The organism is Bradyrhizobium altum (genome assembly GCF_020889705.1).
Classification (GTDB): domain Bacteria; phylum Pseudomonadota; class Alphaproteobacteria; order Rhizobiales; family Xanthobacteraceae; genus Bradyrhizobium; species Bradyrhizobium altum.
Genome location: NZ_JACMYP010000103.1, coordinates 13,914 through 28,570, shown reverse-complemented (window position 1 = coordinate 28,570; position 14,657 = coordinate 13,914). Strand labels below are relative to the sequence as shown.

Here is a 14,657-nt window from a genome sequence, read left to right as displayed (position 1 = left end):
CTCGCGGTCGGCCCGACCACGCCGCTGGTGTTGCGCGGCGCAGCGCCGACCGTCGGCTGGGCGCCGACCGCGCTGCCGCAGGCCGCCGACGACACCGCCATGCGGCTGCTCGATCTCTACCAGCACCGCGATCCGACGCTGGCGAGCGCGCTGACGCAAGGCTTGCAGCTCGAGAAGCAGGCGCAAGGCAACGAGATGAAACCGCAGCCCGGCGCAGGCGGCGTCGCGGCGATGCGGCTGGTGGCGCGCGGCGCCGCCAAATTGATGGCGGCGGATGATGGTCCGCGGATCGGCGCGCTGGCCTTTGACGGCTGGGATACCCACGCCAATGAAGGCGGACCGGTCGGCCGGCTTGCGCAACTGCTCGGCGGTCTCGACGGCGCACTGGCGGAATTCCAGAGCGGCCTCGGCGCGCGCTGGCGCGACACCGTGATCGTGGTCGCCACCGAGTTCGGGCGCACCGCGCGCATCAACGGCACCGAGGGCACCGACCACGGCACCGGCACGATCGCGCTGCTCGCCGGCGGCGCGGTGAACGGCGGCCGGATGATCACCGACTGGCCGGGGCTGAAGCCGGCCAATCTCTACCAGGCCCGCGACCTCGCCCCGACCACCGACCTGCGCGCCGTGATCAAGGGCGTGCTGCACGACCAGTTCGGCCTCGGCGAGCGCGTGCTGGCCGATGCGGTGTTCCCGGACAGCGCCCCGGTGAAGCCGATGAAGGGGTTGGTGTTGTAACCGTTAGCCGCATATTCAGTGTCGTCCCGGCCAAGCGAAGCGCGAGCCGGGACCCATAACCACCGTTGGTGCTGTTGGAGCACGCTGCGGCCCCAGTGCGGCATCACCACAGGCATTTGTGGTTATGGGTCCCTGCTTTCGCAGGGACGACAATTGCGACTGCAGCTCGAGCGGGCCTACCCCTTCGTAATCCGATCGATCTCCGCCATCTCCTCCGCACTCAGCTTCCAGCTGATCGCCTTGACGTTCTGCTCGATCTGCTCGGGACGTGTCGCGCCGGCGATGACGCTTGCGACTTGCGGGCGGGCGGCGAGCCAGGAGAAGGCGAGCTCGAGCATGGTGTGGCCGCGCTCCTGTGCAAAGGCCTGCAGCTGCTCGACGATGTCCTCGTTGCGCGGTGTGACGTAGCGGTCCTTCAAGGCCGGCGCCTTGGCGAAGCGGGTGTCGGCGGGCGCAGCAGTGCCGCGCTGGTACTTGCCGGTCAACAGCCCGCTGGCGAGCGGGAAGAACGGCAGCAGGCCGAGATTGTATTGCTGCGCGGCGGGCAAGAGGTCCTTCTCGATGCCGCGCACCACGAGGCTGTATTCGTCCTGACAGGACACGAAGCGGTTCACGTTCAGCTCGCGCGCGACGTATTCGGCCTCCGCGATCCGCCATACCGGGAAGTTGGAGTTGCCGATGTAGCGCACCTTACCCTGGCGCACGAGATCGTCGAGCGCGCGCAGCGTCTCGTCGATCGGGGTCAGCGGATCATAATCGTGCTGCTGGTAGAGATCGATGTAGTCGGTCTTCAGGCGGGTAAGGCTCGCTTCGACCGCGGACATGATGTAGCGCCGCGAGGCGCCCTGCTTGGTGCCGTCGGTCGCCATTGGCTTGGAGAATTTGGTGGCGAGCACGATGTCCTTGCGGCGATCGCCCAGCACGGTGCCGAGCACGGTCTCCGAGCCACCCATGCCCGCATAGATGTCGGCAGTGTCGAACAAGGTGATGCCGAGATCGATCGCCTTGTGGATCACCTTGCGCGAGGTTTCCAGATCGGTGCGCTGGCCGAAATTGTTGCAGCCGATGCCGACCGCGGACACGCGCAGGCCGGAGCCGCCGAGATTACGAATTTCCATGAGACAATCCTGTGGGATAGGCGAGGGATGCCGTGCATTGTGACAAGCACGCCGAGGGGCGGCAAGGTGCCGCCCTACCGCCGATCACGCATGGCAATGTCGCAAAAATGGCAGTGTCGCGGATGGCAGTGTCACAAAAAAAGCGGTCCCGGTCAGACGCGGCGACTGACGGGGACCGCTCGGGGCGAAGATCTGAGACGGGGGGCCTGATCTTACGCACGCGGAAGCCTAGCCGGGCTTTGTAACGCGCCGGTGACATCTCCATTGCATCCACAGGCCGCGCAGGCGCGCTCAGATGATCTTGCGATAGATGACGAAGCCGGGCTTGTCCGCGACCTTGTCATATAGCTGCATCGCGGTGTGATTGGTCTCATGCGTCTGCCAGTAGACCCGCGGCGATCCGACGAGTTTCGCCTGCGCGTAGACGCCGTTGATCAAGGCGCGGCCGACGCCCTTGCCGCGCGCGGCCTCACTGGTGAAGAGATCCTGCAGATAGCAGGTGGGCGCGATCGCCGTGGTCGAGCGGTGAAACAGATAATGCGTCAGCCCGAGCAGCGTGCCGCCGGCGTCGGCGACCAGCGCATGCACCGGCTCGTAGGCATCGAAGAAGCGCTGCCACGTCATCGCGGTGATCTCGGGCGCGAGCGCGGTCGGTCCGGACCGTTCATAGAAGGCGTTGTAGCCGTCCCACAGAGGAAGCCACTGGGCGTAGTCGTCGCGCGTGACGAAGCGGATGGTGACGTCGTCGGACATGAACGAACCCTGGATGATCCCGCGTTGCACGATGTCTGCGCATCGCTCGCGAAGGTTCTACCGTCGCTATCTCGCGGGATCAATTGCCGACGTGGTCGCGCCTCATTCGGCGGCGCGCAGCAGCCGCGCCAGATGGCGTTCGCGCCCGGCGCGCTGTGCGCGATATTCGTCGGCCCTGGCCGGATCGTCGGTGTGCCGCACGAGGTCGGTCACCGGCGTATAGCTCAGCATGCGGCCGCCGTCGGGGAGCGCCGTGCAGCTGAAGCGCAGCACCTGGCCGTCGGCGAGATTGAGGTTGATCGGTGTGGAATCGCCCGATCGCATCATGGCGATGCGCTCGGCGATGAACGCGCTCAGCTCGTCTTCCGGCAATTCGTAGGCGCCGGTGTCGCGGCCATGATACATCAGCGCGACGAAGGGCGGCTTGCTGTCGGCCTGTGCATCGGAGAGCGCGAAATATTCGCGGAAGGCGCGATTGATGAATTCGGCGCGGGTGTCGGCGTCGAGCAGCACGATGCCGATGTCGACCTGGTCGAGCGCGGCAGCGAGCCGCGCCGAGGTGGCGTGATGCTGCTGGTCCGCGGCAAAGGCGTCGATCCATTTCTGCCGCAGCATTCCGGTGATCAGGGCGGTGCCGGCCGCGGTCGCGGCCAGCATCAGCATTCGCGCGACGTCGGCGGCGTCGTAGCCGGGCAGCGCGCGATGATCGAGGAAGAACAGCGCCGAGCCGGCCACCGCGATCGCCGCGGAGATCAGCCCGGAGCTGATGCCGCTGATCGAGCTGGCGAGCGCCACGATGCAGACGAACAGCGGCGCGGGATTGGGGACGGGGACAAGGAGGCGGTCGATCAGGAACGCGGCAAGCGCCGTGATCGCCGTCAGGGCCGGACCTGAAATGGCACGCCAATCAAACCGCATGCGCGTTCTCGCTATCTGTCAAACAAACGATAAAGCGGTAGTTTGACGACAGCTCCGCAACGGCGCCGGGATTTCCGCCCCGACCGTTAAGCTGGCCTTGCGCGGGCCGAACCAGCTTTCGCTTCTTTCAAATCAAATGATATGCAGATCGGCGCGGAACCCGGTTCCGGGCCTGCGGGTTACCGCGTGCTTTGCTTGAAAGAGGACATCGATGCCCGTCATTTCGCCTTCGCTGCTGCCGGTCCTGATGCTGTTTGCCTCGAACGTCTTCATGACCTTCGCCTGGTACGGCCATCTCAAGTTCAAGGATCATTCGCTCCCCCTTGTCATCATGGTGAGCTGGGGCATCGCCTTCTTCGAATACTGGCTGGCGGTGCCGGCCAATCGCTGGGGCAGCGAGGTCTATAGCGCCGCGCAGCTCAAGACCATGCAGGAGGTGATCACGCTGGTCGTGTTCGCCGGCTTCTCGGTGCTGTATCTGAAGGAGCCGCTGGGCTGGAATCACGCGCTCGGTTTTGCCTTCATCGCCGCCGGTGCGTTCTTCATCTTCCACAAATGGAGCTAGCGCGTTCGCGCTAGCGGTGCGGAGCCGGCTTGGCGGCAGGCGTCGTCACATGCGCGGGGTGCGCACGGTCTTCGCCCTGCGTGCCGGTCACGATCAGGAGCGATGCCGCAAGCAGGATCGCCGCCGACAGCGTCACAGTCACAAGTCCCACGGGGGTCTTCATCATGTCGCGCCGCTGTCTCTCCCGCGCCTTGCCGCGGATCAGGTGCCAAATGGAAACTGGTGGATTACGCCGGGATCGATGTCGCCATGCTGATGTTGCTCGCCAGCAGCGTCACGGCGACGACCAGGCACAGCGTCAGCGCGCCAAGCGCGAGCGACGCGGCGATCGCGTTGGTCAGGCGGGATGATGCCACTGGGGCAGGGCGGCCATGGAAGCCTGCCGTGCCGGACCACCGTTTCATGGTGCAAATCCCTCAGGCCGCGAGCGAATCACTCGCGACATCCGAACGAATCTGCCCAGCGTCACCGGCAACATTGCGGCGGCGAGGTCCCTCGAAAACGGCGAAAATGCGGCCCAGACGAAGGTTTTGCCCGTCATTTGGGCAGGTTCCCCGCTATTCCCGGAATTCAGACCGGTTGTTCAAACGCCTGCCACAAGGCGCGCCTGGGGCTCGGCCCCGGCACCAGGCTGCCAATCCATCGAGACAAATCCGGGGATCTGCTCGACCCGTTTCAGCCAGGCGCGGATCGACGGGAAAGTGGCCAGGTCGAAGTCGCAGCGGTCGGCGACGTGGGTGTAGCCGTAGAGCGCGATGTCGGCGACGGTGAACTGTTCGGCCGCGAAAAAGGCGTGCCCCTTGAGGTGATTTTCCATCACCTGCAGCGCCGCATAGCCGCGCTCCATCCAGTCCTCCAGCGCGTGCGTCTGCAGGTCGCGCCCGCCCTTGACCAGCGACAGCCAGAAATAGGCAGCGCCGATATTCGGCTCCAGCGCGTGCTGCTCGAAGAACATCCATTGCAGCGCCTCGGCGCGCTCGATCCGCGACTCCGGCGCCAGCGGCGTGCCGATCGCGACGTACCAGAGGATGGCGTTGGACTCGGCGAGATGGCGGCCTTCGGCAACCTCGAGCAACGGCACCTGGCCGCTCGGATTCTTGGCCAGGAAGTCCGGGGTGCGGCTCTCACCGCGCAGGATGTCGATCTCGATCGCCTGGTACGGCGTGTTCAGCACCGCAAGCGCCAGCCGGACCTTGTAGCTGTTGCCGGAGCGCTGCATCGAATAGAGCTTGTACATTGCGTCGGGGTTCACTCGATGCGTCAGGTTCACTTGGTCTGAGACGGTACGCTTGGAAATTGCGCGGCCTGTCACACCGCAATGCCGCTAAACAATGATGCCGACAGAGGTGCGTCGCAAGCCCTGGAACGTGGAAAAAGTCGAAACGTCTACCGCACTGCACGCGTGCAGAACGATTCCATCAACACGGCAGAGCAACTCGGATCACGGCTGCGCGACGCCGTGCCCGGTGCCGGTCGATGGCATCGATGCCGTGGTCGATACCTTGGCCGGCGCGCGGCAATTTACAAACGTTAACGCGCCATCCCGATCGCGCGTGCCCGCCGGCGGCTGCAACGGACCGCCCGCCGTCGGCACCATCTGGCAAGCGCGGCACGGCAATTGTCCTCGGAGCAATCTGCGCCGGCGCACGCGGCCGCAGGCCTTGCCGGCAAGGCTGGAGCGCCCACAGCTGCGCTTGCCGGATATGAGTCATTTGGGGCCGGAACTTGCGGAAAATTGCGCATGTTGCGAGCCATGCGGGAAAGTTTTCGTGCTTGACCGCCAAGCTTCTTGCGATGCAGCGGCGACAGGCCTAGGGTGCCGCGATCCCATTCAAATCAAGTCGTGGCCCAACGGCTCACGACGTTTGCCAGGAGATGATAATGGCCTTCCTGTCCGCTGCGCTCGACCGTGTGAAGCCGTCCGCGACGATCGCGGTCACGGACAAAGCACGCGCGCTGAAAGCCGCGGGCCGCAACGTCATCGGCCTCGGCGCCGGCGAGCCTGACTTCGACACGCCCGCCAACATCAAGCTGGCTGCGATCCATGCGATCGAGGCCGGCAAGACCAAGTACACCGATGTCGGCGGCATTCCGGAGCTCAAGGAAGCCATCATCAACAAGTTCTCGCGCGAGAACGGCCTGAGCTACAAGGCGAACCAGATCATCGTCGGCACCGGCGGCAAGCAGGTGCTCTACAATGCGCTGATGGCGACCATCAATCCGGGCGACGAGGTGATCATCCCGGCGCCGTATTGGGTCAGCTATCCCGAGATGGTCGCGCTCGCCGGCGGCGAATCGGTGCCGGTGGTTTGCCCGGCCTCGACCGGCTTCAAGCTGCGCCCGGAAGATCTCGAGAAGGCGATCACGCCGAAGACCAAGTGGGTGATCCTGTGCTCTCCGTCGAACCCGACCGGCTCGGCCTATACTCGGAGCGAGCTCAAGGCGATCACCGACGTGCTGGTCAAGCATCCGCATGTCTGGGTGATGACCGACGACATGTACGAGCACCTAGTCTATGACGACTTCGTCTTCACCACGGCGGCGCAGGTCGAACCGAGCCTCTACGATCGCACCCTGACCGTGAACGGCGTGTCGAAGGCCTACTGCATGACCGGCTGGCGCATCGGCTATGCCGGCGGCCCGGCGCAACTGATCAAGGCGATGGCGACGATCCAGTCGCAGTCGACCTCGAACCCGTCGTCGATCGCGCAGTGGGCGTCGGTCGAGGCGCTCAACGGTCCGCAGGACTTCATCGCCGCGAACAACAAGGTGTTCAAGGAGCGCCGCGACCTCGTGGTGTCGATGCTCAACCAGGCGAACGGCATCGAGTGCCCGCGGCCGGAAGGCGCGTTCTACGTCTATCCGTCCTGCGCCGGCACGATCGGCAAGAAGGCGCCCTCGGGCAAGGTGATCGACAACGACGAGGCGTTCGTCACCGAGTTGCTCGAGAGCGAAGGCGTCGCGGTCGTGCAGGGGTCGGCGTTCGGCCTCGGACCCGCGTTCCGCATCTCCTACGCCACCAAGACCTCGGATCTCGAGGATGCCTGCAAGCGCATCCAGCGCTTCTGCGGTAATTTGCGATAGTCGGTTCTGAACTAAGAAACCAAGAAACGCTCCCGCACCTGGTGCGGGAGCGTTTCTGTTTGTGTGCTGAGATCGCGCGGCGGTAAAATCGCGGAGTCAAATCACAACCTGCTCATCTCACGCGTGTGTGCGCGAACTTCGATGCCACACGCGGGAAGTTTTTACGGCGTCTTTGCGAACTGCCTTGTTTTGGACACGACCCTTGCATTCTGTCCGCCGCACAAATTCAGTTCACCTTGCGGAGACAGACCAATGCGACTTTCGACTCTCACCCTTGCAGCGCTTGCGTTGCTGGCGCCGTTCGCCACCGCCAACGCGGCACCCCAGCAGGTTCAGGCCGGGGTTCTGCAATGCCAGGGCGGCGAGAACGTCGGCTTCGTCGTCGGCTCTGTTGCCCGCCTCGAGTGCGTATTCCAGAGCGGCGGCCGCGTCCCGAGCCTTATGTTGCGACCGTGAAGCGGATCGGCGTCGACCTCGGCGTCACCGCGACGACCCAGCTCGCCTGGGCCGTCAGCGCGCCGACCACGCAGCTTCCGCGCGGTGCGCTTGCCGGTAGCTACGGCGGCGTCGGCGTCAACGCGTCGGTCGGCCTTGGTGCGGGCGGTAACTTCCTGTTCGGCGGCCCGAACAACGCCTATGCGCTGCAGCCGATCAGCGTGCAGGGCCAGACCGGCCTCAACGTTGCGGCCGGCATCGCCGGGATCGATCTCGAGCCGGTCCGCACCGCTGGTCCGCGCCGGCATCATCGTCACCACCGTCATCATCACCACCACTAAGTCGGTCGGTGTTCGGTCAGAGAGGCCCGCGAAAGCGGGCCTCTTTTTTTGTTGTCTGCTGTTTGCTGTCCGTTGCTCGACCAAATCGGCAGGCTCGGAGGAAGATAGCAGCGCCGCAACATCTCCTAACAATCGGTGGCCGAGCACCGCAAATTCTGGCTGCACAATCGATGTTGTGGCATAGGATGCGAAAGGCGCTACAGACACGGCGCCGTTCTGCTCTCTGCTCGCGTCATGCCTCTCAGCCGGAGACTCCCATCATGCGTCGCTTCACTCTCCTCGCCGGTGCCGCCATCGCCACGCTGACCGCAATCGTTGGCGCCGACGCCCAACAGCCGAGCCAGCGCGTTCAGGTCGGCGTCCTGGAATGCCGCGGTGGCGCGAGCGTCGGCTTCATCGTCGGCTCGGTGACCCATCTCGGTTGCGTGCTGCGCGCCAACGGCCTGCCTGAGGATCGTTACATCGCGACCATCCAAAAGGTCGGCATCGATCTCGGCATCACTCAGGAATCGGCGCTGGCCTGGGGCGTCTATGCACCGGTGGAGCGGCTCGGGCCGGGTGCGCTCTCCGGCAATTATGCCGGTGCGCAGGGCAGTGCGGCACTCGGCGTCGGCGTCGGCGGCAACGTGCTGGTCGGCGGCTCCGACAACACGATCGCCCTGCAGCCGCTCAGCGTGCAGGGCCAGGTCGGCGTCAACATCGCCGCCGGCCTCGAGAGCCTGGAGCTCCGTCCGGGGCGCTAACTCGCGCGCGCAACGTTCTGCAATCTGCCGAAGAAGCCGCGGGCCTCTTCGGCAACGATCTCGGGCGCCTCGGCGTGAACATAATGCCCGGTGTCGACGAAGCTGATCGAAGGTTCGCTCCAATAGTCCCCCAGCCGGTCCGACCATTCCGGCGCGATCAGCGGATCACGGCGGCCCCAGAGAAAGCGCGAAGGGATTTCGATGCGCGGCTGCGCCGGCAGTCTGCCTTCCAGCCAGAGCCGGCGATTGGGCGCGGACGAGAGATACCAGTCGAAGCCGCCCTGGATGTTGCCCGGCTTCATGAAGTTATCGACATAGGCTTCGAGCAGGTCGCCGAACACGGCGGGATCGTCGCCCGACCAATGGTCGAGGAAATGGCGGAAGTAGAGCCGGCATGACTCGCGCGAGCTTCCGACCAGTTGCGCGGCCCATGGCAGCTGCTGGAAGTATTGATACCAGACCTCGATCAGGTGGCCGGGCTCGCCGTAGCGGTGGCCGAGGCCCGGATAGGGCGTGCAGAGATACAGCGTGCCGGTCAGCCGCTGCGGCTGACGATGCGACATCGCCTGCATGACATAGGCGCCGAGATCGCCGCCGATCACGCCGAAGCGGTCATGACCGAACGCGTCCATGACCGCGAACATGTCCAGCGCGTGGCGCTCCGCCGTGGCGGACGCGTCAGGTCCGGGCACCGGCTTGCCGGTGTCGCCGCAGCCGCGCAGGTCCGGCGCGATCAGCTCACAACTGTCGCCGAGCCGCAGCATCAGCGGGCGCCACACCAGCCAGAACTCCGGCCAGCCATGGAGCAGGAGCAGCGCCGGCCCCTTGCCGAAACGCGCGACGTTGACGGACAGGCCGCCGATCTCGATCTTCTGTTGCGTGATGCCGGCCGCGGCCGCGTCCGCGAAGGCTTTTTCCAGTGCCGTCATGGCGACCTCCTGTGGTTTGCCGCAGGCTGTCCGCGTTCGCGCGTCTGGTCCAATACCCGTTCGATACGGTAGCAGAGCTATTGCATTTGGCTGCCGGCGCCGGCCGCCGTGCTATATCGCCGGCATGGAATTGCGACACCTCAGATATTTCGTGGCGCTCGGCGAGGAATTGAATTTCACCCGCGCGGCCGAGCGGCTGCACATCGCACAGCCGCCGCTGAGCCAGCAGATCCGCCAGCTCGAGGACGAGCTCGGCGTGACGCTGCTGCAGCGGAATAGCCGTCCTGTCAGGCTCACCGAGGCCGGCGAGCTGTTTCTTGCGCGCGCACGCGCGCTGCTCGCAAGTTTCGAGAGTGCAGTTGCGGACACGCGGCGCGTCGGGCGCGGCCAGGCCGGCAAGCTCGCAATCGGATTCGTCGGCTCCGCGATGTTTGCCGGCCTGCCCGATCGGCGCCTATCGCGACGCCTGTCCCGATGTCGAGCTCGTGCTCGACGAGATGCTCGCGGCGGAGATTGCCGAGGCATTGCGGCGGCGCCGGATCGACGTCGGCTTCGCACGCCCGGCGCTGTTACCGGAAGCAGGGCTCGCGCAGCGTCTGATCCTCGATGAGCCCTATGTCGCGGCGCTGCCGCGGGCGCATCCCCTCGCGGCGCGCGGCGACATTGCGCTCGCCGAACTGTCCGACGATGCCTTCGTGCTCTATCCGGTGCAGCCGGAGCCTTCGGTCACCGGCCTGATCGTCGCCGCCTGCCAGGCCGCCGGCTTCACGCCGCGGCTCGCGCAGGAAGTTCTGCATCTGCAAACGGCGATCGGCCTGATCGCCGCCGGTGTCGGCGTGTCGCTCGTACCTGAAGCCGCGGCGTGCGCGCAAACCGGTCGTGGCGTGTCGTATGTTTCGCTTGCCGCGCCGGTGGTGATGGCTCCGCTCACGATTGCGTGGCACGAGGAAGATGTGTCGCCTGCCGTGCAGCGCCTGCTCGACATCGCGCTGCGCTGGCGCGAGATTGCGCCGGGACTTGCGCCAAGGAACTGATGCATCGGACGCAATCGTCCGGCGAATGACGGCGCGCGGCTCCGCCATCGCAAACTTCCGCGACGCCGCACCGCAGCGACGTTTTCCCGCTTGCCAAACGCCAAACGCAGGCAGACCATAAACGGTCGCCGACCCAATCATGGGCCGAGCTCCAACACGAGGAGGCGGCAATGGGACAAGACGTCAGAAGTCCCCGAGGTCCACGGTGCATCGCGCTGGTGGGCCCTTTCCAAAGCGGTAAAACCACACTTCTGGAAGCGATCCTGGCGCGCACTGGCGCCATCAAGACTGCCGGCAGCGTCGATGCCGGAACCTCCGTCGGCGATGCCAGCCCCGAGGCACGTCAACACAAGATGGGCGTAGGCCTGACCGCCGCGACCACCACCTTTATGGGGGACAGCTACACCTTTATCGATTGCCCCGGCTCGATCGAGTTCGCGCACGACATGCGTGCCGCGTTGCCGGCAGTCGATGCCGCGGTCGTGGTCTGCGAGGCTGACGAGAAGAAGTTGCCGCAGCTGCAGATCATCCTGCGCGAGCTCGAGGAGCTCGGGATTCCCCGTTTTCTGTTCCTGAACAAGATCGACCGTGCCAACAAGCGCGTCCGCGAGACGCTTGCGACGCTGCAGCCGGCCTCGCGCGTGCCGCTGGTGCTGCGCCAGATCCCGATCTGGAACGGCGATCTGATCGAGGGCTTTGTCGATCTCGCGCTGGAGCGCGCCTTCGTCTATCGCGAGCACAAGCCGTCGGAGGTGATGGCGCTGGAAGGCGGCAATCTCGATCGCGGGAAGGAAGCGCGCTTCTCGATGCTGGAGAAGCTCGCCGATCACGACGATGCGCTGATGGAGCAATTGCTGGAGGATATCCAGCCGCCGCGCGATGCCGTGTTCGACGATCTCGCGCGCGAACTGCGCGAAGGGCTGATCTGTCCGGTGCTGCTTGGTGCGGCGAGCCGCGAGAACGGCGTGCTCCGCCTGATGAAGGCGCTGCGCCACGAGGCGCCAGGCGTCAATGAGACCGCCGCCCGGCTCGGCATCAAGGACCAGAAGGATGCGCTGGCCTATGTGTTCAAGACCGTGCATCTGCAGCACGGCGGCAAGCTGTCGCTGGCGCGTGTGCTCGCAGGCCGGCTTGACGACGGCGCGACGCTGCAAGCCTCTAGCGGCGAAAGCGGGCGGGTTTCCGGCATCCTCGCGGTCTCGGGCATGCATGACAGCAAGCGGCCGCAGGCCGAAGCCGGCGACGCGGTCGCGCTCGGCAAGCTCGATGCGATCAAGACCGGCGATACGGTGTCGAGCGGCAAGACCGCCCCGGCCTCGCTGGTCAAGATCGAGCCCGCCGCGGCGGTGCTGTCGATCTCGATCGCCGCGACCGACCGCAAGGACGACGTCAAGCTCGGCCAGGCGCTGCTGCGGTTGAACGAGGAGGATCCCTCGCTGACGATGATCCAGAACCCGCGCACCCACGACACCGTGCTGTGGGGGCAGGGTGAGATGCATCTGCGCGTCGCGCAGGAGCGGCTGAAGGACCGCTACGGCGTCAACGTCAAATCGCATCCGCCGGCGATCGGCTATCAGGAGACCATCCGCAAGGCGGTCACCCAGCGCGGCCGGCACAAGAAGCAGTCCGGCGGCCACGGCCAGTTCGGCGACGTCGTGCTCGACATCAAGCCGAAGCCGCGCGGAAGCGGCTTCGAATTCCACGAGAAGGTGGTCGGCGGCGCGGTGCCGCGCAACTATATCGGCGCGGTGGAGGAAGGGGTGGTCGACGCGCTCACGCGCGGCCCGCTCGGCTTCCCCGTGATCGACGTCGACGTCACGCTGACCGACGGCTCCTATCACAGCGTCGACTCCTCCGACCTTGCGTTCCGTACCGCGGCGCGGGTCGGCGTCAGCGAGGCATTGCCGCAGTGCCAGCCGGTGCTGCTGGAGCCGATCCACATGGTCGAGATCGTTTGCCCGACCGAGGCGACCGCCAAGGTCAACGCGATCCTGTCGGCGCGTCGTGGCCAGATCCTCGGCTTCGACACCCGCGAGGGCTGGAGCGGCTGGGACTGCGTCCGTGCCACGATGCCGGAATCCGAGATCGGCGACCTCATCGTCGAGCTGCGCTCCGCCACCGCAGGCGCTGGCACCTTCACCCGCCAGTTCGACCGCATGGCCGAAGTGACCGGCCGCGCCGCCGACCAAATCATCGCCGCGCATCGCGACGCGGCGTGACGTCTTCCGTCATTCCGGGGCGATGCATTAGCATCGAGCCCGGAATCTCGAGATTCCGGGTCTGGTCCTTCGGACCATCCCGGAATGACGGGGGAAATTGCTCCGTCGCTTCCTGCTCTTCTCAAGCCGATCGCTTTCATGAACATTGTCGTTCTGAACAGGGAGAGCGATTTCCGCCATCATGCTTGAATCCCGCCGTAACCTGGCGCTGGCCTGCGCGCTCAGCGCGCTGGCCGGCTATGTCGATGGCATCGGCTATCTGCATCTCGGCGGGTTGTTCGTCTCCTTCATGAGCGGCAACTCGACGCGGCTCGGCGTGACCTTGGCCGAGGGCCACTGGCAGCACGCCCTGGATGCACTGGAACTGATCGCGCTGTTCGTCGCCGGCGCCGCGGCCGGCAGCCTGGTCGTACTCAGCCGGATCGCGCATCGCCAGCCCCTGATCCTGCTGGTCGAGGCACTGCTGCTGATGGCAGCGGCATTGGCTTATGCGTATGGCCTGCCGAACGCGGCGGTCGCCGCCATCGTGCTGGCGATGGGGCTCGAGAACGCCGTGTTCCAGCTCGAAGGCGGGGCCGGGCTTGGCCTGACCTATGTCACGGGAGCGCTGGTGAAGGCCGGGCAGTTGATCGCCGCCGCGCTGACCGGCGGTGCGCCCTGGGCCTGGCTGCCCAACGTATTGCTGTGGGCGGCGCTGGTCGCGGGCGCTCTGCTCGGGGCACTTGCCTACCGCTGGATCAATCTCGGAGCGATCTGGTTTGCCGCGGCCACCGCGTTCGCCCTCAGCGCGCTGGTTGCCGCAACCGCGAAGCGGACGGATTGACAGCGCGGCTGCCTTGGCCGATGTCACGGCCATGACATCCCAAGGCAACACCCAAGGCAGCACCCAAGCCAAAACCCGCGCCGCGTGCCTGATCGGCTGGCCGGCGGCGCATTCCCGATCGCCGCTGATCCATCACTACTGGCTGCGCACGCTCGGCATCGAGGGCGGCTATGTGATCGAGGCGGTGCCGCCGGAGGATTTCAAGGATTTCCTGTTCCGCCTGTCGCTGCGCGGCTTCGTCGGCGCCAACGTCACCATTCCGCACAAGGAGCGCGCGCTGGCGCTGTCGGCCCCGGACGCTCGCGCCCGCGCCGTCGGTGCCGCTAACACCTTGTGGTTCGCCGACGGCGAGCTGCGCTCGACCAACACCGATGTCGAAGGCTTCATCAACAATCTCGACGCCTGCGCGCCCGGCTGGGACAAGACGGAGGACGCGCTGGTGCTCGGCGCCGGCGGCGCGGCGCGTGCGGTGGTGTTCGGCCTGATCGAGCGCGGGATTGCGCGCGTGCATCTGGTCAACCGCACCATCGACCGTGCCCGCGCGCTCGCAGAGCAATTTGGCGCGCGTGTTCACCCTGCGACGTGGGGCACGGTCGGCGAGCTGCTGCCGCGCGCAGGCCTGCTCGTGAACACGACGTCGCTCGGCATGCATGGCCAGCCCGCGCTCGAGATCGATGTGGGGCTGTTGCCGCAGAGCGCGGTTGTTTCCGATCTCGTCTATGTGCCGCTGGTGACGCCGTTGCTTGCCGCGGCAGCGGCGCGCGGGCTGAAGACCGCCGACGGGCTCGGCATGCTGCTGCATCAGGCCGTGCGGGGTTTCGAATTGTGGTTCGGGCAGCGCCCGCACGTCACGCCCGAATTGCGTGCGCTTGTCGAGGCCGATCTCACAAAGACTTGAGGCCTGGAATAGCGTCTCCGGAGCGGTGTCTCGTGTTAGTCCCCTCGCGTTCCCTCCCG

15 protein-coding genes and 2 pseudogenes are annotated in these 14,657 nt (G+C 65.9%); 10 read left to right on the top strand and 7 right to left on the bottom strand.

Annotated features, from left to right (window positions below; genetic code table 11):
- Positions 1-738 (top strand): DUF1501 domain-containing protein (locus H8B02_RS23830; RefSeq protein ID WP_229168527.1); only part of this gene is annotated, 738 nt, incomplete at its 5' end.
- Between the two features lie 176 nt (positions 739-914).
- Here the strand turns inward: H8B02_RS23830 and H8B02_RS23825 are convergent.
- From H8B02_RS23825 to H8B02_RS23815, 3 genes are all read right to left on the bottom strand, one after another.
- Positions 915-1,856 (bottom strand): aldo/keto reductase, encoded by a 942-nt coding sequence (locus H8B02_RS23825; protein WP_229168526.1) that lies wholly within the window; start codon positions 1,854-1,856, stop codon positions 915-917.
- 291 nt (positions 1,857-2,147) lie between these two features.
- Positions 2,148-2,609 carry a GNAT family N-acetyltransferase gene (locus tag H8B02_RS23820; protein ID WP_176533488.1) on the bottom strand — a complete coding sequence of 154 codons (462 nt, stop codon included), beginning with the start codon at positions 2,607-2,609 and terminating at the stop codon, positions 2,148-2,150.
- Positions 2,610-2,711: 102 nt separating this feature from the next.
- The gene (locus tag H8B02_RS23815; RefSeq protein ID WP_229168525.1) at positions 2,712-3,527 is read right to left on the bottom strand and encodes a PAS-domain containing protein; all 816 of its coding nucleotides are present in this window, start codon (positions 3,525-3,527) and stop codon (positions 2,712-2,714) included.
- Between the two features lie 211 nt (positions 3,528-3,738).
- Here H8B02_RS23815 and H8B02_RS23810 point away from each other — a divergent pair, with 211 nt between their 5' ends.
- Positions 3,739-4,092, top strand: a complete 354-nt coding sequence (locus tag H8B02_RS23810; protein ID WP_229168524.1) for a DMT family protein — start codon at positions 3,739-3,741, stop codon at positions 4,090-4,092.
- 10 nt (positions 4,093-4,102) lie between these two features.
- Here the strand turns inward: H8B02_RS23810 and H8B02_RS23805 are convergent, their stop codons facing one another.
- From H8B02_RS23805 to H8B02_RS23795, 3 genes are all read right to left on the bottom strand, one after another.
- Positions 4,103-4,243, bottom strand: a complete 141-nt coding sequence (locus tag H8B02_RS23805; RefSeq protein ID WP_229168523.1) for a hypothetical protein — start codon at positions 4,241-4,243, stop codon at positions 4,103-4,105.
- A gap of 76 nt (positions 4,244-4,319) precedes the next feature.
- Positions 4,320-4,496, bottom strand: a complete 177-nt coding sequence (locus tag H8B02_RS23800; protein WP_173640895.1) for a hypothetical protein — start codon at positions 4,494-4,496, stop codon at positions 4,320-4,322.
- A 179-nt stretch (positions 4,497-4,675) separates the two neighbouring features.
- Positions 4,676-5,329, bottom strand: a complete 654-nt coding sequence (locus H8B02_RS23795; protein ID WP_229168528.1) for a glutathione S-transferase family protein — start codon at positions 5,327-5,329, stop codon at positions 4,676-4,678.
- Positions 5,330-5,973: 644 nt separating this feature from the next.
- On the opposite strand from H8B02_RS23795, the gene H8B02_RS23790 reads away from it, so the two are divergent.
- The 3 genes and pseudogenes from H8B02_RS23790 (at position 5,974) to H8B02_RS23780 (ending at position 8,695) form a co-directional block, all read left to right on the top strand.
- Entirely contained in the window at positions 5,974-7,176 is a 1,203-nt protein-coding gene (locus H8B02_RS23790; protein WP_229168522.1) for a pyridoxal phosphate-dependent aminotransferase, read from the top strand.
- Positions 7,177-7,428: 252 nt separating this feature from the next.
- A pseudogene (locus tag H8B02_RS23785) lies at positions 7,429-7,952 on the top strand (DUF992 domain-containing protein).
- A gap of 260 nt (positions 7,953-8,212) precedes the next feature.
- Positions 8,213-8,695 carry a DUF992 domain-containing protein gene (locus H8B02_RS23780; protein ID WP_229168521.1) on the top strand — a complete coding sequence of 161 codons (483 nt, stop codon included), beginning with the start codon at positions 8,213-8,215 and terminating at the stop codon, positions 8,693-8,695.
- Here the strand turns inward: H8B02_RS23780 and H8B02_RS23775 are convergent.
- Positions 8,692-9,624, bottom strand: coding sequence for an alpha/beta fold hydrolase (locus H8B02_RS23775; RefSeq protein ID WP_229168520.1), 933 nt, complete (start codon positions 9,622-9,624; stop codon positions 8,692-8,694). The two genes, H8B02_RS23780 and H8B02_RS23775, sit on opposite strands and share 4 nt — an antisense overlap.
- On the opposite strand from H8B02_RS23775, the pseudogene H8B02_RS48610 reads away from it, so the two are divergent.
- The 5 genes and pseudogenes from H8B02_RS48610 to H8B02_RS23750 form a co-directional block, all read left to right on the top strand.
- A pseudogene (locus H8B02_RS48610) lies at positions 9,578-9,874 on the top strand (LysR family transcriptional regulator); the annotation flags it as partial. The gene H8B02_RS23775 and the pseudogene H8B02_RS48610 sit on opposite strands and share 47 nt — an antisense overlap.
- 235 nt (positions 9,875-10,109) lie before the next feature.
- Entirely contained in the window at positions 10,110-10,658 is a 549-nt protein-coding gene (locus tag H8B02_RS23765; RefSeq protein ID WP_229168519.1) for a LysR family substrate-binding domain-containing protein, read from the top strand.
- 170 nt (positions 10,659-10,828) lie between these two features.
- Positions 10,829-12,877 (top strand): elongation factor G, encoded by a 2,049-nt coding sequence (locus H8B02_RS23760; RefSeq protein ID WP_229168518.1) that lies wholly within the window; start codon positions 10,829-10,831, stop codon positions 12,875-12,877.
- 181 nt (positions 12,878-13,058) lie between these two features.
- Positions 13,059-13,700: a YoaK family protein gene (locus tag H8B02_RS23755; RefSeq protein ID WP_229168517.1), complete on the top strand. Its 642-nt coding sequence runs from the start codon at positions 13,059-13,061 to the stop codon at positions 13,698-13,700.
- Positions 13,701-13,731: 31 nt separating this feature from the next.
- Complete coding sequence (locus H8B02_RS23750) at positions 13,732-14,598, top strand: shikimate dehydrogenase (RefSeq protein WP_229168516.1); 867 nt, start codon at positions 13,732-13,734, stop codon at positions 14,596-14,598.
- The last annotated feature ends 59 nt before the right edge of the window (positions 14,599-14,657 follow it).